A 21,211-nucleotide genomic window follows, 5' to 3' on the forward strand; every position below is an offset into this window, starting at 1 on the left:
GGAACCCGAACGAATCCACCACATACATCCCGAGCAACACCGCCGACGTCGAGCCACCCACGGCGGCCGGCGAGTCCTCGGCCGCGTCGTGATCGGTCCCGGCGGCCTCCGGCGCCGGCGCGACCGGGGCCGGCGACTCGGCGGCCGGCGCCTCGTCGACGGCCGGACCCGACCGGCCGCCGATGTACAGGATGCTCCCTCCGAGCAGCACGATGATCCCGAACGCGGCGCCGAACCAGTTCCACATGCCCCGCGTTGATGCGCCACCTCGCCGACGAGTTCCATTCGCCGCGGGGTCCCGCGCGACCTGCGTGTCGTCGGATGGCATGCTCACGGCGTTCACCTCCGCAGACGCTTCCACTGTCTCCGTGATGGTCGGGGACACGAGGTCCGGGGGGTAGGGCCGATCGACCCCGCAGACGCCGGTGGTTCCGCTCACGAGCGCTGCGCGAACCACTGCCCTCCCCACTAGGTGATATCGCCTACCCGCCTCCCCACGCAGGACGGTGCCCCGGGCCGCGGCCAGGATCGTCTATGGCGACGGTTCGATCACGATCTCCAGCAGGCCGTGTGCCTCGCGGAGGGCCGACTCCACCTCGTGGGGCCTCTCCGCCGCGGCGAACAGGAAGCCCAGGTAGCGGTCGCCCTCGGGCAGGGGCCGCAGCCTCCGGCCGACAGGAACGGTGATCTCGAGGCCGGTGATCCCCTCCACTTCGGCGACGGCCTCGGTGCGACGGACGCCCCGCAGGATCCCGTCCGCCGTGATGGGGAGCATCATCACCCCGCTGGACTGGGTGTGGCGCCGCATCCCCCGCCGGGGCATCCCCAGGGCTGCCCGCAGCAACAGGCTCTCCAGGCTCTGGCCGAGCATGCCGAAGCGGAGAGAGCGTCCGCACAGGCCTCCGATGGAGCGGGCCGCCACCTCGATGAGCCGAGGTCCCTCGGGGGTGAGGCGCACCTCGGCATGCGCCGGCCCGTGGGCCAGGCCGAGAGCGGCGACCGCGTCGCGAACGACACGCTCCACCCCGTCGAGCACCTCGACGGGGTGGCGCGAAGGCGTGACGTAGATGGTCTCCTCGAAGTACGGACCGTGGAGGGGATCGGGCTTGTCGAAGACGGCCAGGATCTCCAGCCCCTCCGACGTGGCCAGCGCCTCCACGGCCACCTCGTCCCCGTCCATGTACTCCTCCACCAGCAGCGGGCCGCCGACGCCCGCCTCGTCCAGGATGGCGGCGATGCGGTCGAAGGCGGCGGCTAGCGCCACCCCGTCGTCCGCCCGGATGACGCCCCGGCTCGCCGACAGCGACACCGGCTTGACCACCACCGGGAACCCGATCTCCCCTGCCGCGCGGCGGGCGTCCTCCGCCGACTCGACGACCCGGAAGGCGGGCTGCGCCACTCCGGCCGCCGCCATCCGACCCCGCATGATCGCCTTGTCGGTGGCGGCGGTCACCGACTCGGGGGCGTTGTGCGGCAGCCCGAGGCGCTCGGCGGCCATCGCCGCGATCACGGCCCCGGAGTCGTCGACCCCGACCACGGCGTCGACCGGAGCGCGCCTCGCGTCGGCGACGATCGCCTCGGCCGCCCCGGCCGGATCGGCGCAGTCGATCGGGACCACTCGGCGCAGCCGGCCGGACACGATGCCCGGGGCGCCGTCGGTGGCCACGACCAGATCCACCCCCAGCTCGTCGGCGGCGGCCACGAAATCGGCACCCTTGTACGAGGTGCGCGGCAGGACCAGGGTGACTAGAGGCATGGTCACCTTGATGATGGCAGCGATGGGCGGGAACCTCCACATGGGCGCCGGACGGCATGGTGCCGCCCGCATCTCGGTCGGGCTGGCCACGGACCGACCCGACCTACCATGGCCCGATGCCCTTGACCGACCGCACCGTCCTCACCGTCACCACCGAGGCGGTCGAGGCCATCCTCGGCATCCGCGCCGACGAGCCCGATGCCGACCAGCTTGCCCTCACTGTCGGCATCATCGGAGTCACCGGGCTCGAGTTCACCTACGAGCTGACCTTCATCCCGATCGAGGACGCCACCGACGACGATGTCCTCCAACACTTCGGCGAGCTGCCGGTGGTGGTGCGTGCCAACAGCGCCGACCGGCTCGACGGGGCGGTCATCGGGGTTAAGGAGGGCGGACTGGCCATCGACAATCCCAACGGCCCCAGCCCGGCCATCCCCAAGGGGGACGGCGAGCTGACCGGGCCGTTGGCGGAGCGGGTGCAGTCCGTCCTCGACACCAACATCAACCCGGCCATCGCCGCGCACGGCGGCTTCGCCGAGCTGGTCGCCGTCGAAAACGACACCGTGTACCTGCGTCTCGGCGGCGGATGCCAGGGATGCGGGCTCGCCCAGGTCACCCTGGGGCAGGGCATCGAGGTGGCCATCAAGGAGTCCGTACCCGAGGTGATGCGGGTCGTCGACGTCACCGACCACGCCTCGGGGGAGAACCCGTACTACGAGGCCGCCAAGAAGTAGCCGTCCCCGCCGGACGCTGCGCTCCCGACTGGATCGGCGTGGAGGTCCTGTGGGCCGTCACCGTCGCCGCGTGGGACCCGAGCCGGTCCGACCGGAGGGGCGTCGATGCCTTCGCCGTGCTCAACCACCCCCTCGCCCGCGGGGAGATCGAGCCCGAGGAGTATCGGCGGCTTCGATCGACGCTCGGGGAGGCCCGATGAAGGCGAACGGGCAGGGTCCGCTCGTCCGGCTCACCGGCGCGCGGCGGGCGGCGAGCGGCACTGGCTCGGGGCCGGGCAGGGCCGGCTGTTCGCCAACCGGCCCTGCCGGCGCGCTATCTCACGACGAGTAGCGAATGTCGCCCACCATCCCGGCCTCGTAGTGACCGGGGATAAGGCACACGAATCGGGTCAGCTCCTCCGGGTTGTCGGGGAAGGTGACGGTGAGGGTCATCACGGAACCGGGGGCCAGAGTGAGCATGCCCGAGTCCATGCCAGCCTCGCCCATGTCCCCCATGTCGCCATCGTCGGACATGTCGTCCATGTCGCCGCCTCCGTGCTCCTCGTGACCGCCCTCGATGTGGGCGTCGATGCCGGCCTGGTCGGTGACACGGAACTCATGGTCGATATCGCCGTCGTTGGTGACGACGAATTCCACGGTCTCGCCCGGCGAAACCGTGACCAGGTCCGGGGTGAAATGGAACTCAGCGGCGCTGATCTCGATGCGGCGCACGCCATCCGAGGCCTCTTCCCCAGGCTTGTCGTCGCCGCAGGCGGCTACGACTAGTACAAGGACGGCATACATCGTCACGCGGTAAGTGAATGTCATTGATCGTTCTCCTTTCGAATAGGTCAGGAATCGAAAAGGGACCGATCAAAGTCGCAACACCGTACCGTCGTCGGGGGGATGGCGGGAAGACCGCGGCGGTGCCTCCGCCGGAAGCGGTTCCCGCCTCGCCGATGGGGCGACCGACACCACCCGGCTCGTCCATTCGGCCACGAGCACGGCCACGGCCACCAACAGCAGGATCGCCGTCACGCAGGTCCCGCAGCCGCTGTCGGCGACGTGGTGCGGCCCCATGGCCACGCCGTGAATGAGGAACGCGACGAGCAGCAGGAGGAGGACCATTAGCAGGACCCTCCGCCCCATGCCGGTTCGACCCAGGGACACCACCACCGCGCGACTGTACCCCCATGGGAGGGATCATTGCCACAGGTCCCATCTCCCCCGGACCACGGTCGAGGACATCACCGTTCCCGAGGTCCAGCGGCACAAGCGCACCGGCGTTCGCAAGTAGGTCGGGGAATTCTCAGCCGACGGGGGCGGTTACCGTCAGGGAAGGCCTCCACAGGGAAGGAATCATGGCTGCCACCTCGACCATGCTGCCGTTGGGAACCACGGCACCGCCGTTCTCACTGCCCGACACGGTGAGCGGGCGAACCGTGTCGCTCGACGACTACGCCGACAACAAGGCGCTGCTCGTCATGTTCATCTGCAACCACTGCCCGTACGTCAAGCACGTCCGGGACGGTCTGGCTGCGCTCGGCAGGGACTACGCCGGTGCCGACATCGGCATCGTCGCCATCTCGCCGAACGACCCCACGGAGCATCCCGACGACAGCCCCGAGGCAATGGCCGCCGAAGCGAAGGATGCCGGGTATGTCTTCCCCTACCTCTACGACGAGCCTCAGGAGGTCGCCAAGGCGTACACCGCCATCTGCACGCCTGATTTCTTTCTCTTCGGGCCGGACCGGACGCTGGTCTACCGGGGTCGCATGGACGAGAGTCGACCCAACATGCCGCTGCCGGTGACCGGGGAAGAACTCCGCGCTGCGATCGACGCCGTGCTCGCCGATGAGTCCGTGGCCGAGGAGCAGTACCCGTCGATGGGGTGTTCGATCAAGTGGCGGCCCGGCAACGCTCCGGACTACGCCGCTTAGCGGGTGCGCGAATAGGCACCCACCCTCGAGAACCACACCTGGAACTCGATGATCCCGCGGTCCTCCACGGAGAGCACCGAGATCGCCGACGGCGGCGTGACGTCGTAGTCCTCGAATTGGATCTCGAACGATCCGACCACGAGGATCCGATCCCCGACGGCCTGCGCTTCGATGCCGACCTCGACCGGTTGGGTCGTGCCCTTGAGGGTCAAAGTGCCCGTGGCGGCGAGGCGGACCGCCTCGCCGAGCGTGGCCCCATCGCCGAAGTCGATCGGAACCGTGAGGCTGAACACGGCGGTCGGATGGGTGCTCGTCTCGAGGGACCGCTGGACCGCGCCGTCCCGGCGCGACTCGTCACTGACCAGCAGGGTCAGGTCACCGACCACCTCGACTGAGACGAGAGTGGTGCCCACGATCTCGAGCGCCCCAGTGACGCCGGGCGTGCGCCCGACGGCGGTGGTCGACCCGATCGAACGGAGCACCTCATCCACCCGGAACCCGACAAAGGTGGCCCCCGTCTGCTCCGTGATCGAGAACTCCCCGACCGTGGTGTCGACGATCCACTGGCCTTCCGGCGAACCGAGCGGTTCTTCGTTCTCGGAGCGGACCTCGTCGGAACCGATATCGGAGACCGCGGTCGTGGTCGAGGCGATCGCTCCGATGTCCACCGGCGGTGGAGGGTCGCTGCTCAGGAACCAGTAGATGCCGTAGGCCCCGGCGGCTGCGCCGACCACGACGGCGACGGTGATCACGACCCACTTGCGTGACAGGCGGCGGCGCGGTTCGGTCATCCCGGGGAGTGTCGCAGCAGCAAGGTGCAATGCCGACGACGCCTCGAGCACGGTTGGTTTCGCGTCCTCTGGCGACGGGTAGGTGGGGGAGACGGAACCCACCGACGTGACGGTCAAGGTCACGACCGGAGTCGGATCCTGAGCGGTCCTGATCAACCGGTCGCGCCACTTCCCCTGGTGGCGCGATCGGCCCGCGTCCACCTTCGACCGTGACCCCAATGAGTGTTACGTCGGCCATCAGGACCTCCGGCGAATGACCTGGTTTAGCGACGGGGGCGAGGGGGTATGTCCAACGCACAGCGCCACCGAGCGTTGCACGGACACGGAGAGCGACATGTCTTCCATCACGCAGCAGCGAGACCCCCTACTGGAGAAACTCGAGGGACCTCGAGCCACAGGCTGGTGGGCTGGCACGCTGATCATGATTCTGACCCTTCTGGTAATCGGCTCGCTGTTCAGGACCGACGGCCGGGATGACGCCGGTCCCACGCACGCGACGGTCGAAGTCTCTGCCGGGATCGAATCCTGATCATCTCCTGCGCGACTTCTCATGAGAGACCTGGTCGCGACCCCGGCCGGAACATGCCACACCGGGAGCGCTCGGTCCGTGGAGACATTCGGTGGCATCTAAGAGGAGGCGTGTGAACGCTGAGGAGCAAGGAACAGAGCGGGACCGGGGTATCGACCCTCACGGCTCTACCACCCGCGTAGCGCGCGTCGTAGCCGACAAATCGGCTCCCGGAGCGGCGCGGCGCCTCGTGCGATCGTGGCTGGGCGACCACGCCCGCGCCGACGATGCTGCCCTCGCCCTCTCGGAAGTCGTCACCAATGCCGTCCTTCACGGCGGCTCCGACCTCCCCCCGCTAAGGGTCCACTTTCGCCAGGCGGACAACGGCTTCAGAGTCGAAGTCGATCAGACAACGGTCCGAACCGTCGAGGCTCGCACGGGTTTCCCCCGCCCCGACCACGGTAGGGGTCGAGGGTTGGCCGTGGTCGAGGCTCTGGCGGAACGCTGGGGCGTGACCAACGGCACAGCACCCGCAGCCGGAACGACCGTCTGGTTCGAGATGTGATGAGCGGGCACCTTGCAGAACCGGGCTGGTGGCTCCACCCGGCAGCCCGGCGCGCCGGCTCTTGGAACTGACGGAGCTCATCGAGGCACTAGGCGTCATCGACAGCATCGACGACACGTCGGCCGACGGAAGCTAAACGCCCAACCGTCGGCTTGAACGCGCGTGGTGGAGCGTTCGAGCGCTACACCACGCGCGGTCAATTCGGGCCTGGCAGATTTCAGGTGCGCGAGTCGGTATCGACCCTGTCGTGTCCGCTACGCGTGCTGGTCCGCTGGTGACTGGTGATCGTCGGCGACGTCCAGCCTGCGATCAGACTTGCTGCGCCGATCACCATGTAGAGAACACCGAGAGCCCGGCTGCCGCCGAACCAGGCGGTCGTGGCCCCCGGCTCGATCGCCACCACCAGACCGAATCCGAGGGCTACAAGCCCTAGGAAGGTCAGGGTGTTGCGAACTCCTAGGGTCGAAGCGGCAGCTGACAGGAAGATCGCCCCCAACACGATGCTGATCATCGCCATCAGCGGCGTGTGGACGAACCCGAGCACCGTCGATGTCGGACTCGTCATCGTCTCGATCCCACCGCGAAGGAGCGCCACCGCTCCCATCACGACGAGGAAGAGACCAATGGCACCGGCGACCAGCTGGGCTGGACTCCATGTGCGTTTGTCCACGGACACCCGCCTGTCGACCACCGACTCCCGCACATCCGAGTGTTCCTCGACGCGCGGCGCGTCGCGGAGATCTCCAGTGGGCGCAGGATCTACAGCCGGCGGGGGTGGTGCCTGGGTTTCATTCGGATCGCTTTGCTGAGTCATTCGACCTCCCGTTGTCGTCGGGAAGGCCCATACCCGCCGCCGAGATGCGGCAAACCTCGGTCAGGGCGACTCCACTGCCTCGCGAATCGTGCCCAGCGCCGCCTTCAGGATTCTCGACACATGCATCTGAGACACTCCCACACGGTCGGAGATCTCTGCCTGGGTCAGGTCGCGGAAGAAGCGCAGATACAGGATCTCGCGCGTTCGCTCCGGCAGGCCTCCGAGGATCGGCGCCAGGTGCTGCCACTCCTCGCTGAGCAGCAGTGCGGGATCGTCGGCCCCCACCGACTCGAGGAGAGTGGCACCGTCATCGTCGCCGATCGGCGCGTCGAGCGACATCGGTCGGTAGGCAGACCATGCGTGGAGCGCCTCGGCCACCTCGCGCAAGGAACGGCCGGTTTCTGCGGCGACATCGGTGGAGTCCGGCGACCGCCCCAGGGCCTGAGCCAGCCTCGCCTGGGCTGCGGTGACCTCCAGCGCCGACTCCTGGACGCTGCGTGGAACACGCATGACCCATCCGGTGTCTCGGAGATGGCGTTTCAGCTCGCCCGAGATCGTCGCCCGGGCGAAAGCCTGAAAGGCTCCGGCCTCTGGCTTGAACCTCGAGATCGCCTTCACCAGCCCGATCGAAGCCACTTGCTCCAGATCTTTGGTGTCGATCCCCTTGCCGCTGAAGCGTCCGGCAATGCCCGTAGCCAGTCCCCTGTGCCGGCGGAAGATCTCGTCACGGCAGTCGGCGTCCCTGGCTGCCTGCACCAGCAACTCCTCGTCGGGCGCAGCGGCGAGGGCGGTCGATCCACCGGGCAGGCGAGTCTCAAACCACGCCACCACTTCGCCGTCGTTGGTGGCATGACCCCACTCGCGAGCAAGGGCGTCGAGAACCATGAAGGCGAGGCGAGACTCGACGTCATCGGACGGCTCCTGGGACGGGCCTACCTTGATGCGGAGACTGCCCACCTTCCTCTCGGCGCTGACACGAATGGTGCCCGGGTCATCCGGAGACAGGAGCACCGAGTGCGTGACCAACTCCGACAGCATGAGGGCCGCCTCGGCCCCCGACGCCGACAACGGGGACACCACTTCACGAAGCCAGCGTCGCGCCATCCCGGCTGAGTCGGGCGCTGCGGGAATGTCGATCGACGGCATCAGCGAACCCCCACGACGGAATGACAACGGGAGTGTGACAGCCGTTCGAGGGTAGGCAAAGCAACGCCTCTACGCTTGCGCGCAAGCCCTCGTAGCTCAGGGGATAGAGCGTCGGTTTCCTAAACCGTGTGCGCAGGTTCGATTCCTGCCGAGGGCACGAACCGCCGAGCAGAGGTCGGCGGAGCCAACAACTCACAGCTGACAGCCAGAGCGCTCCTACACCTATCCAACGACCAAGCGTCCACGACACCGAGGGCAGAAGGTTCGACTCCTGCGGAGGGCGCCGACCGCCGAGCGGAGCTCGACGGAGCAGTTGACCGGCTCTACTTCGCGGTCAGAGAGCCGCGACAGGCGAAGCTTGTCGCGGCTTTCTGACCGCTAGGCCTACCTGGCGCCGAGGAAAGCGCCGTCGATAGACCCCTACCGGCGGCGCCTGTTGAAGCCGTACCCGCCGAACACGAGGAACAGAACGACGATGAGGATGATCCAGCCGGTGGTACTCACTTGTCCTCCTATATGGTGCGAGACACCATCCATTTTACCTCCAACGGAGCAACAGGCAACCGGCAACCGGCAACCGGCAACCAAGCGTTTCGCAAGTGCGTGGTCCGGGTACGGGGCATGGCATGAGGCTTGCCACCTCGCGGTGGGACGCCAAGACAACGACTGGAGACCAGCCATGTCAGACCAGGGACGAGATGTCATCGTCACGAACGACGGCTCAGGACGCTCGATGGCGACGATCATCGGAGCGCTGATCATCGCCGCAGCAGTGATCGTGGGGATTTGGTATTTCACTACCCAAACCGACGAGACAAGCGACTCCCCCGGGGTCACGATCGAGGTCGAATCGGGCGGCTAATAGATCTGGGTGAGGAATAGCGCATTGGCGCATAGGGGCGTGCCCGGGTCGACCAACCCGGGCACGTTTCTATGCCAACTATCCCCGTCGGAAAGCGATCGTGTTGCCGTCCCGCCGCCACCGGTAACCTCAACCGCCATGCGTGTGCGCATCGTCCCCCTGCTCATCGCCGCTGCGCTGGCCAGCGCCTGCACCGGCGACGGCGAGACCCTGCCCGACCCGGACGATCTCCTCCAACGGTCGGCAGCGGCCATGGCGAGCGTCGAGACTGCCGAGTTCGAGATGACCGTGGACGGCGCCGCCATCACCATCTCAGGACTCACCATGCGCAGCGCCAGCGGTGTGTACGTCGCACCAGACCGCGCTCGCGCCGTCCTCACCATGAGCCTCGGAGCCGTCACCGCCGACCTGGGAACCATCTCGATCGCCGAACGCACCTGGCTCACCGAGCCACTCACCGGTCGGTGGGACGAACTCGATCCGGGCACCGGATTCAACCCTGCCGTGGTCTTCAGTGACGAAGGGTGGGAGCCGCTGCTCGCCGAGGACATCACTGACGCCACGGTTTCGTCCCACTCCCGTGGGTACCAGGTCGATGGCGTCGCCCCCGCCGCCCGCATCGCCGTGGTCACCTCGGGCCTGGTCACCGACCAGGACGTGGACATCACCCTCGTCATCGACCGCGCCACCGACCGGCTGCTCGAGGTCCGGTTCAGCACCGCCGGGGCCGACGGTGAGACCGACTGGGTGATCACGCTCGGCCCGTACGACGAGCCGGCGACCGTAGAACCCCCCGCGTGACCACGATCCCGTCGGGACGAACCAGGGTCGTCGTCGTACTGGCCCTCGCCGCCTTCATCGGCTCCGTCGACCTCACCGTGGCCACGACCATGCTGAGGCGAATCATCGTCCACCTGGAGATCCCCCTCCCCGACGGATTCGGGCGAGCGGCGTGGATCGTCAACGCCTACATCGTCGCCTATGTCGGGGCGATGCCACTGGCGGGAAGACTCAGCGACGTCGTCGGCAGGCGCCGCGTCGTCGTCGGCAGCCTGGCCCTGTTCTCCATCGGCTCGGCGCTCGCCCCGTTCGCCACGACGCTGGAGACCTTCGTTGCTGCACGGGTCGTCGCCGCCATCGGAGCCGGTGCCGTCGTCCCGGCTGCCCTGGCCACCGTCGCCGACCTGTTCCCGGAACGCCGCGGCAGGGCCTTCGGAGTGCTCTTCGGTGCCGAGACCCTCGGCTACGTGTGCGGCCCGCTCGTCGGTGCCGTCCTCATCCGCTTCGCCGACTGGCCATGGCACTTTTACGGCGCCGTGCCGATCGGCATCGTCGCCCTCATCCTCGCCGCCCGGGTGATGCGACACCTTCCCCGGCCCACCCAGCGTCGTTCGCTCGACCTCCCCGGCGCCCTGCTGATCACGACCGCTCTCGTCGCCGTCGTCGTCGGCCTGCTCAGCCTGGGCAGCATCGCCTCGGCAGGCGACCTCGCCGGTTTCGAGGGCTCCAGGTCGGGACCGGCCTGGCCGGTGTTCGCGCTGGCGATCGTCGCCGGCGTCGGGTTCGTCATCGCCGAGCGTCGTGCCGGTGACCCACTGGTGCCCCCTGGCCTGCTCGGCCGCCGACCGGTGGTGCCGGCGCTCATCGTCAATCTGTCCATCGGGGCGATCCTCGCCGTCGCCATGGTGAACGTCCCGTTGTTCGTCAATCTGGTGCTCGAAGCGGACCTGCGGGCGGCGGCGGTCACCAGCGGGATCGTGCTCACCGCCCTCACCGCCACGATGGCGGCGGCGTCTCCGGTAGGAGGGTGGCTCGCCGACCGAATCACCTACCGGCTTCCGGTGATGTTCGGGACCGCTCTGCTCGTCACCGGTTTGCTCCTCATGGGCCGCGGGTGGGACACCGACGTCACCACGGCAGCGATGGCGGCCCACCTGATGATCGCGGGAGCCGGGCTCGGCCTGGCGACCGCCCCGCTGAGTGCCGCCGTGGTCGACGCCGCGGCCGGTCCCGACCGCGGGGTGGCGGCCTCGGTGGTCCTGGTCGCCAGGCTCGTCGGCCTCGCTCTGGGACTCGCCGGGCTCACGGCATGGGCGCTCAACCGGTTCGACGCGCTCCGCCGGACCGTCGACCTGCCACCGATCACCGACCCCGCCTACGCCGACGCGGTGGAGGCGGCGCAGCGCCAGATCTCTGCAACCGTGCTGTCGGAGACGTTTCTGGTGTCGGCGGTCATCGCAGCCGCTGCCCTCGTGGTGGCGGTGGCCATCAGGCGATCACCGACCCGGGCCACCTGAACGCACCGGTCGGCCCGGCGACATGGCATCATCCACTCCGATGACCTCGCCGCGAGACCCTCGGGGACGCCGTCCCCCGGTGCAACGAGCCGCTCCCCGGGCCAGCGGAGGTGGGCCGTTCTCGGGACCGAACCGGCCATTCACGCTGATCGTCATCGTGTGCGGCGCCGCCCTCACCTGGTTCCTGATGACATCGAACCCGTTCGGGTCGGACACCGCCGCCGGACCCACGACCGCACCTCCGACCAACGGCGACACCCCGACGACGCTCCCGACGGACACCAGCCAGATGACCCAGCCCACCATCCCCGACGGGACCGGCGCCCTCCAGGGCATCGCCCTCGAACGGGTCGCCACTAGGTCGTTCCCTGTCTATGCCACCGGGCTGGAGGGCGACGACCGCATCTGGATACTCGACCGCGGCGGCGTCATCTGGACGGCAGCGCCCGATGGCACCACCGAGGTGTTCATGGACCTCCAAGACCGGGTCAACCCCGCCGGCATCGAGAACGGCCTGCTCGGCATGGCGTTTCACCCCGACTTCGCCAGCAACGGGCGGATGTTCGTCTACTACACGACCGACCCGAGCACGAGCCCCCACTCGCGGCTCGCCGAGTTCACCATCTCACCGTCGAACGCTGCCACCGGCGACCGCTCGACGGAACGGGTGCTACTCGACGTGGTTCAAGAGGGCGTGCGCCACCGAGCGGGGATGCTCCAGTTCGGACCCGACGGCTACCTGTACGTGGCCCTCGGGGACGGTGGCCTGGGTGATCGCACCGCGCAGGACCTCACCAAGCTCCAGGGCAGCATCCTGCGGCTCGATGTCGACCGGTCGGAGGGCGGCAAGAACTACGCCATCCCGCCGGACAACCCGTTCGTCGCCGGGGGCGGGCTACCGGAGATCTGGTTCTACGGGCTGCGCAACCCGTGGCGGTTCGCCTTCGACACCGTGTCCAACCTGATGTACGTCGCCGACGTGGGACAGCTCGACTGGGAGGAGGTCAACGCCGTGACCATCGGCGAAGGCGGACTCGACTTCGGCTGGCCCAACTTCGAAGGCCCGATGTGTTACACGCCGAGCGACGGCTGCGACATGGACCGCGGCGTCATCCCCATCCACCTGGTCGAACACACCGACGAGGAGGGTGGCTGCTCGCTGACCGGTGGCTTCGTATATCGCGGTTCTGCCATGCCCGAGCTGTGGGGTCACTACTTCTACGGCGACTGGTGTTACGGGTGGATGCGGTCGTTCAAGTACGAGAACGGCGAGGTCACCGACCACCGGGACTGGACCGCCGACATCGACGCCGCCCTGACCGAACTCGACCGCGACCTGCTCCACATCGGCTCGTTCGGGTTGGACGCCAACGGAGAACTGCTCCTGGTCGACACCGACGGCCTCATCTTACGCATCGTCCCGAGGCGCTAGCCCTGCTACCAGCTACCAGCTGCCAGCTGCCAGCCGGAGGCTCGCTCAGACCGGCATTCCCAGGGCGCGGCTGATCACCAACCGCTGCACCTCGCTGGTCCCCTCTCCGATCTCGAGCACCTTGGCGTCGCGGTAGTACCGAGACACCGGCGTCTCGTCCATGAAGCCGGCGCCGCCGAAGATCTGCGTTGCCTGGCGGGTGGCGGTCACCGCAGCCTCCGACGAGAAGAGCTTCGCCATGGCCGCCTCGGTGCGAAACGACTGGCCCGTGTCCCGCAGCCACGCCGCTCGATGAGTGAGCAGGCGCGATGCCTCGACGGCCACGCCCATGTCGGCGACCATGAAAGCAATCGCCTGGTTGGCTCCGATCGGCTTGCCGAAGGCGGTGCGCTCCGAGGCGTGGCGCCGAGCCTCGTCGAGGCACCCCTGGATCACCCCGGTGGCGAGGGCGGCGATGGCGATCCGCCCCTCGTCGAGGATCTCGAGGAAGTGGCGCAGCCCCCTGCCGCGCTCACCGAGTAGGTGATCGGCGGGCACCCGGCACCCGTCGAAGCGCAGCCCGTGGGTGTCGGAGGCCCGCCAGCCCATCTTCCGATACGGCGGCTCCACCGTGAGCCCCGGTGTTCTCGACGGGACGATGATGGTGCTGATCTCGTCGTCGCCGGTCTTGGCCGCCACGGTGATCAGCGACGTGATCTCGGTACCCGAGTTGGTGATGAACGCCTTGGTGCCGTCGATCACCCACTCGTCGCCGTCGAGGGCGGCACGGGTGCGCAGCCCGGCAGCATCGGACCCTGAATCGGCCTCGGTGAGCCCGAAGGCGGCGAGGGCGCGACCGGCAGCTAGGTCGGGCAACCAGCGTTGCTTTTGCTCGTCGGTGCCGAATCGGGCGATCGGACCGGCGCCGAGACCCACCGCCGCCTCCAAGGTGAGCGCCATCGACGCATCCACGCGGGCGAGCTCCTCGATAGCGATGCACTGGGCGAGCAAGTCAGACCCGGAGCCCCCGTACTCCTCGGGCAGGCCCAGCCCGAACAGGCCCAGATCCCCCATGGCGCGCACGGTGTCGACCGGGAAGTGATGGTCACGATCCCATGCCTCGGCATGCGGTGCGATCTCGCGTTCGGCGAACTCACGCACCAGCCGACGCAGCGCCTCGTGTTCGTCGGACAGGCTGAAGTCCACGGTCGATTGGCTCCGGGCTCGGGGAGGCGGAGGCTACTCGGGCGACGCCGGATCGTTGCTCCTGCCGGAGGAGATCCTGACACCAGCGGCTCCTACGATCCGACTCATGGCTGACGACGAGCGCCGACTGGAGCGCCTCGAGGACATCCCCAACGTGGGTCCGGCGATCGCCGCCGTGTTGCGGCGCGTTGGAATCGACCACCCGAACGCCCTGGTCGGCCGCGACCCGTACGACCTGTACGACCGGCTCAACGACACGACCGGCACCCGCTACGACCCGTGCGTCCTGGACACCTTCACAGCCGCAGTGCGCTACGTGGATGGCGGTCCGAAGATGCCCTGGTGGGCGTTCACTGCCGAGCGAAAGAGAACGCTCGCCGAGCGGAGCTAGACCCTCGTGGGGACGGGCCGGCCCCCCGTCGCTATCGTCTCCGCCCCGTGACCCGCATTACCGCCCTCGTTGGCATCGTCACCATCTCGTTCTCGGCGATCTTCGTTCGCTTCGCCGAGGTCTCCCCCACCACCGCTGCGTTCTTTCGCGCCGCATATGCGATACCGGTGCTCATCGTTGCCACGCGTTTCGTCACCGACACGAGAACCCGCCGAGAGCGACTCCTCGCCTTCGCCGCCGGGGGGCTGCTGGCGATCGATCTGGTGCTGTGGCACACCGCCATCGACTACATCGGCGCCGGGCTGGCTACCGTCGTCGCCAACTCCCAGGTGCTCTGGGTGGGACTCCTCGCCTGGGTGATCCTCCGGGAGCGGCCGAGCGCCGTCGCTTTCGCCGTGGTCCCGGTGGTGCTGATCGGGGTCACCCTGATCGGGGGCGTCGGCAGCGGCGACGCCTACGGCGAGAACCCAAGCCTCGGAGCGCTCCTCGCCCTTGGCGCCGGCATCACCTATACCGGCTTTCTCCTGCTGCTGCGCAGTTCCAACAAGCGGTTGGCGCCGACCCCGGGGCCCCTCCTCGACGCCACCGCAGGGGCCGCGGTCGGAACCCTCCTCCTATCCCCTCTCGACTCCGGATTCTCATTCGCCTTCACCTGGCCGGCTCACGGGTGGCTGTTACTGCTCGGCACCCTCATCCAGGTGTTCGGCTGGCTCCTCATCACCAAGGCGCTTCCCCGCCTCCCGGCGCTCGACACCTCCGTGATGCTGTTGCTTCAACCGGCGCTGACCATCGTCTGGGCGAGGATCCTCTTCACCGAAGCCCTGGCGACCCTTCAGTGGGTGGGCGTGGGCCTGGTCATGGCGGGCATCCTTACTGCGTCGACACGGGGAACGGTTCGGGCTGTGCCCGCGGCTGAACCCGGGCCTCCGGTGCCTCCGTTGGGCTGACCGCCCGGAGCACCGTCGTGACCTCGCCGATGACAGGCATACCAGCGGCCGCGAGGAAGGACTCACCCCTGGCCACCGCCGCCTCGCTCGTCTCGGGCCACTCCCGTGCGGCGTGTCTCGTCCCCCGGTGACGAAAGGCGAGCACCCTCCCTGGCACACCGGGGGCAGCCCCGGCCACAAACGACGCCCAACCCGCTAGCTCGTCTTCAGAGTCATTGACCCCCTCGATGAGGAGGAGCCGTACCTCGGCGAGCAGGCCGCGAGCCGCCAACCATCGGATCGACCGATGAACCGCCCAGGGAGCAGACCCGGTGAGAGCGCGATGCAGGTCGGGTGACCAGGCCTTGAGGTCGACCATGGCTCCGTCGAGCACCGGGGCAAGTCGCTCCCACCCCGACTCGTCGAGCGTCCCGTTGGTGTCGACCAATGTGGTGAGGCCCCGAAGCCCGGGATCTGCCTTGATGGCTCCAAACAGGTCGACGAGGAAGTCGAGCTGAAGCGTCGCCTCGCCTCCCGAGACCGTGACGCCCGACAGGAAGGGGCGAAGTGAACGGACCTCGACGAGCACATCGTCGACGGCGCGCCATTCGCCAAAGGGCGGATCCGGGACGCTTTCGTAGCGCGGGATCGTCGTCGGGTTGTGACACCCGACGCAGTCGAAGTTGCACCCCTGAAGGAACAGGACGTATCGGTTCCCCGGTCCGTCGACCCCGCTGGAGCGCAGAGAGCTAGCGACGAGGCCGCGGGTTGAACTCATGAGTGATCACCCGTGGCGCCCGGTCGAGCAGCCCCCAATGCTCCACCGACTCGGCGCCGAGAACGGTGGAGGCGATTCGCGAGCCCTCGCGCTTCAGCCGTTCGATGTCCGACAGACGAACCATGTATCCGGTGACGCGCACCAGGTCGCAGCCTTCGACGTTGAAGGTCATCTCGCGCATACCGGCATCGAAGGCGCCACGGGTGACGTCGACGATCGCCTGCGGGTTGGCCCTCACCGAGCCGTCGACAGCGAAGATGTCGCTGACTCCGCTGGGGAACAGGCCGTGGTGTGGTGCCACCGCGAGCACGTGGTCGACCGTCTCCGGTTCGTGCCCGGTGGCGACTCGCGCTCCGGCAGTGACCCCGATGTCGTCGCTGATCCCCGACTGCGCATGGAGCAGGGCTCTATCGCCACGGCAATAGGGCATGTGCCGCTCACCCACCAGCGCGGCGAGTTCGGCGATCACCGACTCCGCCAGCTCATTGGCTTCGGCATCCCACCCGTATCTCACCTCGTCGCCGAGAAGCGCCTCGACCATCTCGGCGACGCCGAAGATCCCGAACATGGCGGTGAACCGATCGCGGTGCAGGAGTCCCTCGCGCACCAGGAACGAGTGGTCGTAGAAGCCCGACTCCTCGACGAGGAAGCGGATCCGAGCCTCCATCACCTCGAAAGTGAGGGCAACGTGGTCGGCGAGAGTGCTGCTCAGGTAGGACGCCGGATCCCCCTTATGGCGCCGCGCGCTCACGGCAAGGTTCAGCCGAACCAGGGTGTGCGATCCACCACCTAGCGGAAGCGTGTTGTAGCAGGACACGACCCCGTACCCCTCGGGAAAGTCGGCCGAGATCATGGGGTGGTTGGCGATATGAGGCTTGTTGACGGCACAGATGGAGGCGGCCACCAGATCCAGCAGGCTGTCCGGGGTGACGGCAGGGTCGTACTTGAAGGTGAGGTTCGGGACCACCTGCGCCAGGGCGGCGTCGACCCGGAGCACCGAGCGGGCGATCCGGCTGTCCGTCGGGCCGATGTTGGCGTGGGCGAAGCCGTCCGGGATCGTGCGATCGAGGAAGCGCCAGAACCGCGTGATCACCTCGTCGAGATTGGCGTCGGTGCGATCGTCGAGGTATGGCAGGAGCAGTGTGTCGAGGTCACCGAAGTACACCGGGTACGAGGTGATGGAGGGAACGTTGTGATAGAGGATCTGAAGGTTGGTGATGGCATCTTCGAAGTCAGCCGCAGGCGCCAGCTCGAGGTAGTCGCTCCCGTTACGAAGGGCCACCGCGTAGTCGGGAAGCAGATACCGGGGCCGGTACGGGGCATGGCCCTCGGCGAGGTCACACACGAGCCCGGACGCCAGGGCATGTTCTGCCGCTGCCGACAGCTTGGGATAGGGCATCAGGTCCTCGGCGAGGAGCGCGAGCTGGTGCAACCGCTGGCGGTAGGACAGCGCGGGCGCGGTGATCAGATCGCGGCTGCGAGCAGCGAAGTCGTCGACATCGTGCATCGGCCCCACCTCGAGAGTTCGGCTTCCCTCAGACTCACCGGTCGCCGACGCCGCGGATAGGGTCGAAAGTCCCGGGGTGGGTCAGCCCGAGCGGGTCATCAGTCAAATCGCCCCGTCGGGGCGCGCGAAAAAACCTTCCGCTCTGCTCGGCATGGCACCGACCCATCCGCGTATTGTGGAATGCGGGAAGACACCTCTACCAAGGAGGAAGTTGGGGATGACTACGGGGAGACTCGAGTTGAACTACGGCCTCGACGATGTACCGAGGCCATTTGTCAAGGCTCTTGGCCTGGGCACACAGCATGTTCTGACGATGTTCGGGGCCACGGTGTTGGTCCCGCTTCTGTTGGGACCCGCGATGGGCTTCGACCGGGGCCAGATCGCCATCCTGGTGAGTTCGGTATTCATCTGCTCTGGAATCGCAACGTTCCTGCAGGTGAAGATCGGCTCCCGGCTGCCGATCATCCAGGGCGTTTCGTTTGCCTTCCTGGCGGCGTTCTTCGCCATCATCGCCGCGCACCCGGGTGAGGACGCCATGCGGTACATCGCCGGCGCCGTGATCCTCGGTGCGGTTTTGGAGATCGTGCTCGGCTACGGCGGCCTGTTCGGCAGGCTGCGCAAGTATGTGACTCCGGTGACGATCGCGCCGGTGATAGCCCTGATCGGACTCTCACTGTTCGGTGCGGCTGCGGCCACGGCGTCGTCACACTGGGGCATGTCGTTCCTGATGCTGGCGCTCGTGTTCGTGTTCTCGCTGGTGCTGTCGAAGAAGTACCGCTTCTTCTCGTTGTTCCCGATCCTGCTCGCCATCGTGGCGACCTACGTGATTGCGTGGATCCTGACGCAGGTCGGGGTGTTCGGTGACGGGAATCCGGCAGCGGTTTCGTTCGCCGGCATGGGCGACGCACCGTGGGTCCGTGGGGTGACGGTCGGCGACGGCGGCATCCTGTTCCCATGGGGAACGCCGCTGTTCGATCTCGGATTCTTCGTGGCGATCATGGCCGCATATCTGGCGTCGATGATCGAGTCGTTCGGTGACTACCACGCGATCTCCCGGATCGCGACCGGTCGGGACCCGAGCCCAGAAACGATCAACCGGGGCATCGGTGCGGAGGGGCTCGGCTGCATGGCGACCGGCCTCTTCGGCGGATTCGCCTCGACGTCGTACTCCGAGAACATCGGCCTGGTGGGCCTCACCAAGGTAGCCAGCCGCTACGTGGTGCTGCTCGGCGCCGGGATGCTGGTGGTGCTGGGTCTGCTGGCGAAGTTCGGTGCGGTGGTGGCGACCATCCCCACGCCGGTCGTTGGCGGCGCCTACCTGGCGCTGTTCGGGCTGATTGCTGCGGTCGGTTTGTCGCTCTTGAGGCGCGTCGACCTGGACTCGCAACGCAACCTGATGATCATCGGATTCATCCTGTTCGCCGGCTTCGTGTTCCCGGCTTACTTCGGCAGCGCTGCCGCCGCCGACTTCGACATGTGGGGCATCGAGTGGCTGACCGACATCGTCCGCTCGATCGGCTCGTCGGGCATGGCCACGGCAGCCGTGTTCGGCCTGCTGCTGGACAACCTGATCCCAGGCACCCTGGAGGAGCGCGGAGCGCTCGGAGACGAATACACGGCGCCAATCACGACGCCAACCCCGGGCGGATACACGACGCCAACCACGTGAGGTGAGTCGTCGGGTAGAGGGGCGGGACTTCGGTCCCGCCCCTCACTCGCGCTCAGGGTCAGACGATCGTCGGGAAGTGGGCCGACGGGTCCCTGAAGAACCGCGAGCGAGGCATTGCCTCATCGGCGCCAAGCGTCCGGGCGCGGACCATGGCGATGTCGTCGACGTGCGGCCCGAAGGCGACCACCCGGCCCGCCTGCTTCGAGGCGCTCCGTACCGCCTCGTCGGCGTCGGGATGCTCCAGATCCACGAAAACGACCACGGCATGCTCGGGAAGGGCGTCGACACGACGAACCGTCGCCACCCGGTATCCACGACTCGCCCCTGCCGCCTCCACCTTGCTGCCGTCCATGAGGTTCCTGGTGACGAGCACGGCGAGCGGACGCATCCGGGCCGCCTTGTTCGCCCCCCACTCCAGGTGCGCCCGCCAGGCATCCTCCCCCAGTGCCTGTGACGACGCCGGCGCCAGGTCATAGAGATCACCGGGCAGCGCCGACTCACTGACCGGGTCGCGAGACACCGGCGGCACTCCGGCGGCCTCCAGGGCGTCCGTCGGGAACCGCATCGCCTCCTGGAACAGTTCCAACGGCGACCGCCGCTGTTCGGCTGCCGGTAGGTCGAGGAGTTCGGACAGTGCAGCATCGAGCCAGCCTGACCCTTCGGCGATCGCCTCGGCCACCGGCGGGAAGCCCCGATCGCCGAGCCTCGACTCGACATACGGCCGGTAGGCGGCAACAAGGGCCGCGTGCAGCCTCGCGTTGGGTGCATCGGTCATCGAGTGGCAGGCTAGGCAACGCGCGGACCTTCGGCCCTGGCCGGACCAACCGCAGCCTCGTAGGTTCTACGACATCCGGCAAACGGAGGGCACGGACCATGGACACCTCGCGCCACACGGGCAGGACCGCCATCGTCACCGGTGCATCCTCGGGCATCGGCCGGGCCACGATGTTTCGTCTCGCCGCCGAAGGAGCCCGGGTGATCGGTTGCGATGTCAACGACGACACCATCGAAGAGACCCGCGCCGCACTCACCGAGGCAGGCATCGATGGAACCTTGCTCAAGGCCGACGTCACCGATCAGGCAGACGTCGACCGGATCATCGCCGAAGCCGGTGACCACATCGACATCCTGGCGAACGTCGCCGGGATCATGGATCACTTCCTGCCTCTCGACGAGGTCGACGACGCCACCTGGGACCGCGTGCTCGCGGTCAACCTGACGGGCGTGATGCGGCTCAGCCGTGCCGTGCTGCCGCTGATGAAGGTAGCAGGAGGTGGCGCCATCGTCACCGTCGGTTCCAAGGCGTCGCTCGGCGCCGGAGCATCCGGCGTCGCCTACACCTCCTCGAAGCATGGGGTAGTGGGGCTCATCAGGCACATCGCCTTCTTCTACGCCGCCGACGGCATCCGGTCCAACGGTGTGCTGCCCGGCCCGGTGGACACCGGCATTGGCTCGAGTGCGGCACCAAAGAGCGACTGGGCGATGCAATCGGCGATGCGAACGATGGCGACGATGCCCCAGGTACCGGCCCAGCCGGACGAGGTGGCGGCACTCATCTCCTGGCTCGCCTCCGATGAAGCTTCCTACGTCAACGGCGCGCTGGTGACCGTAGACAACGGCTGGTCTGCGGCCTGAGTCTGGCCCGTTCCCGAGGACACGGTGCTTGCTCAGGAACGGTGCCACCTCCGTTTCCTGTCTCTGTGACCGCCACTCCCGTAGACGACCCCGTGCTCATTGACGACTGGCATCTGGTGGCGGCGAGCAGCGAATTGGTCGACGGGGTACAACCGCCGCAAGGCTTCGGCACGTCGTAGGCGGATTGGCACACGGGCGAGTGCGCCGTACAATCACCTGACACAGCGCGGGGTGGAGCAGTCTGGTAGCTCGTCGGGCTCATAACCCGAAGGTCGCGGGTTCAAATCCCGCCCCCG

24 protein-coding genes and 1 tRNA gene are annotated in these 21,211 nt (G+C 67.8%); 14 read left to right on the forward strand and 11 right to left on the reverse strand.

Annotation, left to right across the window (positions count from 1 at the left end; all coding sequences use genetic code 11):
* The coding region (locus WEA29_04775) for a hypothetical protein (GenBank protein MEX2323067.1) at positions 1-247 on the reverse strand (247 nt) is incomplete at its 3' end.
* A 285-nt stretch (positions 248-532) separates the two neighbouring features.
* Complete coding sequence (locus tag WEA29_04780) at positions 533-1,798, reverse strand: ATP-grasp domain-containing protein (GenBank protein MEX2323068.1); 1,266 nt, start codon at positions 1,796-1,798, stop codon at positions 533-535.
* 74 nt (positions 1,799-1,872) lie between these two features.
* Here WEA29_04780 and WEA29_04785 point away from each other — a divergent pair, with 74 nt between their 5' ends.
* Entirely contained in the window at positions 1,873-2,490 is a 618-nt protein-coding gene (locus WEA29_04785) for a NifU family protein (protein ID MEX2323069.1), read from the forward strand.
* Positions 2,491-2,528: 38 nt separating this feature from the next.
* The gene (locus WEA29_04790) at positions 2,529-2,690 is read left to right on the forward strand and encodes a hypothetical protein (protein MEX2323070.1); all 162 of its coding nucleotides are present in this window, start codon (positions 2,529-2,531) and stop codon (positions 2,688-2,690) included.
* A gap of 118 nt (positions 2,691-2,808) precedes the next feature.
* Here the strand turns inward: WEA29_04790 and WEA29_04795 are convergent, their stop codons facing one another.
* Both WEA29_04795 and WEA29_04800 read right to left on the reverse strand, forming a co-directional pair.
* On the reverse strand, positions 2,809-3,297 hold the full coding sequence (locus WEA29_04795) for a plastocyanin/azurin family copper-binding protein (GenBank protein MEX2323071.1): 489 nt from the start codon (positions 3,295-3,297) through the stop codon (positions 2,809-2,811).
* Positions 3,298-3,342: 45 nt separating this feature from the next.
* Positions 3,343-3,645, reverse strand: coding sequence for a hypothetical protein (locus WEA29_04800; protein MEX2323072.1), 303 nt, complete (start codon positions 3,643-3,645; stop codon positions 3,343-3,345).
* 185 nt (positions 3,646-3,830) lie between these two features.
* On the opposite strand from WEA29_04800, the gene WEA29_04805 reads away from it, so the two are divergent.
* The gene (locus WEA29_04805; protein ID MEX2323073.1) at positions 3,831-4,409 is read left to right on the forward strand and encodes a thioredoxin family protein; all 579 of its coding nucleotides are present in this window, start codon (positions 3,831-3,833) and stop codon (positions 4,407-4,409) included.
* Here WEA29_04805 and WEA29_04810 read toward each other — a convergent pair.
* Positions 4,406-5,323 carry a YceI family protein gene (locus tag WEA29_04810; GenBank protein ID MEX2323074.1) on the reverse strand — a complete coding sequence of 306 codons (918 nt, stop codon included), beginning with the start codon at positions 5,321-5,323 and terminating at the stop codon, positions 4,406-4,408. The genes WEA29_04805 and WEA29_04810 overlap by 4 nt on opposite strands.
* Positions 5,324-5,534: 211 nt before the next feature.
* On the opposite strand from WEA29_04810, the gene WEA29_04815 reads away from it, so the two are divergent.
* Both WEA29_04815 and WEA29_04820 read left to right on the forward strand, forming a co-directional pair.
* On the forward strand, positions 5,535-5,729 hold the full coding sequence (locus WEA29_04815) for a hypothetical protein (protein ID MEX2323075.1): 195 nt from the start codon (positions 5,535-5,537) through the stop codon (positions 5,727-5,729).
* Positions 5,730-5,841: 112 nt separating this feature from the next.
* Positions 5,842-6,273, forward strand: coding sequence for an ATP-binding protein (locus WEA29_04820; GenBank protein MEX2323076.1), 432 nt, complete (start codon positions 5,842-5,844; stop codon positions 6,271-6,273).
* A gap of 217 nt (positions 6,274-6,490) precedes the next feature.
* Here WEA29_04820 and WEA29_04825 read toward each other — a convergent pair whose 3' ends face one another.
* Positions 6,491-6,943: a hypothetical protein gene (locus tag WEA29_04825; GenBank protein MEX2323077.1), complete on the reverse strand. Its 453-nt coding sequence runs from the start codon at positions 6,941-6,943 to the stop codon at positions 6,491-6,493.
* A 204-nt stretch (positions 6,944-7,147) separates the two neighbouring features.
* Positions 7,148-8,233 carry a sigma-70 family RNA polymerase sigma factor gene (locus tag WEA29_04830; protein MEX2323078.1) on the reverse strand — a complete coding sequence of 362 codons (1,086 nt, stop codon included), beginning with the start codon at positions 8,231-8,233 and terminating at the stop codon, positions 7,148-7,150.
* Between the two features lie 85 nt (positions 8,234-8,318).
* On the opposite strand from WEA29_04830, the gene WEA29_04835 reads away from it, so the two are divergent.
* The 5 genes from WEA29_04835 (at position 8,319) to WEA29_04855 (ending at position 12,824) form a co-directional block, all read left to right on the forward strand.
* Positions 8,319-8,390, forward strand: a tRNA-Arg gene (locus tag WEA29_04835).
* Positions 8,391-8,966: 576 nt separating this feature from the next.
* The gene (locus WEA29_04840; GenBank protein MEX2323079.1) at positions 8,967-9,095 is read left to right on the forward strand and encodes a hypothetical protein; all 129 of its coding nucleotides are present in this window, start codon (positions 8,967-8,969) and stop codon (positions 9,093-9,095) included.
* A gap of 138 nt (positions 9,096-9,233) precedes the next feature.
* The gene (locus tag WEA29_04845; protein MEX2323080.1) at positions 9,234-9,896 is read left to right on the forward strand and encodes an LppX_LprAFG lipoprotein; all 663 of its coding nucleotides are present in this window, start codon (positions 9,234-9,236) and stop codon (positions 9,894-9,896) included.
* Complete coding sequence (locus WEA29_04850) at positions 9,893-11,392, forward strand: MFS transporter (protein MEX2323081.1); 1,500 nt, start codon at positions 9,893-9,895, stop codon at positions 11,390-11,392. The genes WEA29_04845 and WEA29_04850 overlap by 4 nt, the downstream gene beginning before the upstream one ends.
* Positions 11,393-11,432: 40 nt before the next feature.
* Positions 11,433-12,824 carry a PQQ-dependent sugar dehydrogenase gene (locus WEA29_04855; protein MEX2323082.1) on the forward strand — a complete coding sequence of 464 codons (1,392 nt, stop codon included), beginning with the start codon at positions 11,433-11,435 and terminating at the stop codon, positions 12,822-12,824.
* 45 nt (positions 12,825-12,869) lie between these two features.
* Here the strand turns inward: WEA29_04855 and WEA29_04860 are convergent, their stop codons facing one another.
* Positions 12,870-14,009 carry an acyl-CoA dehydrogenase family protein gene (locus tag WEA29_04860; GenBank protein MEX2323083.1) on the reverse strand — a complete coding sequence of 380 codons (1,140 nt, stop codon included), beginning with the start codon at positions 14,007-14,009 and terminating at the stop codon, positions 12,870-12,872.
* 106 nt (positions 14,010-14,115) lie between these two features.
* On the opposite strand from WEA29_04860, the gene WEA29_04865 reads away from it, so the two are divergent.
* Positions 14,116-14,400, forward strand: a complete 285-nt coding sequence (locus WEA29_04865) for a helix-hairpin-helix domain-containing protein (GenBank protein ID MEX2323084.1) — start codon at positions 14,116-14,118, stop codon at positions 14,398-14,400.
* Positions 14,401-14,447: 47 nt separating this feature from the next.
* A complete protein-coding gene (locus WEA29_04870; GenBank protein ID MEX2323085.1) occupies positions 14,448-15,347 on the forward strand; it encodes a DMT family transporter in 900 nt (299 codons plus the stop codon).
* Here the strand turns inward: WEA29_04870 and WEA29_04875 are convergent.
* Positions 15,271-16,104 carry a radical SAM protein gene (locus WEA29_04875; protein ID MEX2323086.1) on the reverse strand — a complete coding sequence of 278 codons (834 nt, stop codon included), beginning with the start codon at positions 16,102-16,104 and terminating at the stop codon, positions 15,271-15,273. The two genes, WEA29_04870 and WEA29_04875, sit on opposite strands and share 77 nt — an antisense overlap.
* Positions 16,076-17,611 carry a YjjI family glycine radical enzyme gene (locus tag WEA29_04880; GenBank protein ID MEX2323087.1) on the reverse strand — a complete coding sequence of 512 codons (1,536 nt, stop codon included), beginning with the start codon at positions 17,609-17,611 and terminating at the stop codon, positions 16,076-16,078. The genes WEA29_04875 and WEA29_04880 overlap by 29 nt, the downstream gene beginning before the upstream one ends.
* Positions 17,612-17,828: 217 nt before the next feature.
* Between WEA29_04880 and WEA29_04885 the strand changes: the two genes are divergently transcribed.
* Entirely contained in the window at positions 17,829-19,280 is a 1,452-nt protein-coding gene (locus tag WEA29_04885; GenBank protein ID MEX2323088.1) for a solute carrier family 23 protein, read from the forward strand.
* 58 nt (positions 19,281-19,338) lie between these two features.
* Here WEA29_04885 and WEA29_04890 read toward each other — a convergent pair whose 3' ends face one another.
* A complete protein-coding gene (locus WEA29_04890; GenBank protein ID MEX2323089.1) occupies positions 19,339-20,055 on the reverse strand; it encodes a hypothetical protein in 717 nt (238 codons plus the stop codon).
* Between the two features lie 98 nt (positions 20,056-20,153).
* On the opposite strand from WEA29_04890, the gene WEA29_04895 reads away from it, so the two are divergent.
* Positions 20,154-20,915, forward strand: a complete 762-nt coding sequence (locus WEA29_04895) for an SDR family oxidoreductase (GenBank protein ID MEX2323090.1) — start codon at positions 20,154-20,156, stop codon at positions 20,913-20,915.
* Positions 20,916-21,211 lie beyond the last annotated feature (296 nt).

The organism is Acidimicrobiia bacterium, assembly GCA_040902765.1.
Taxonomy (GTDB): domain Bacteria; phylum Actinomycetota; class Acidimicrobiia; order Spongiisociales; family UBA11373; genus DATKBG01.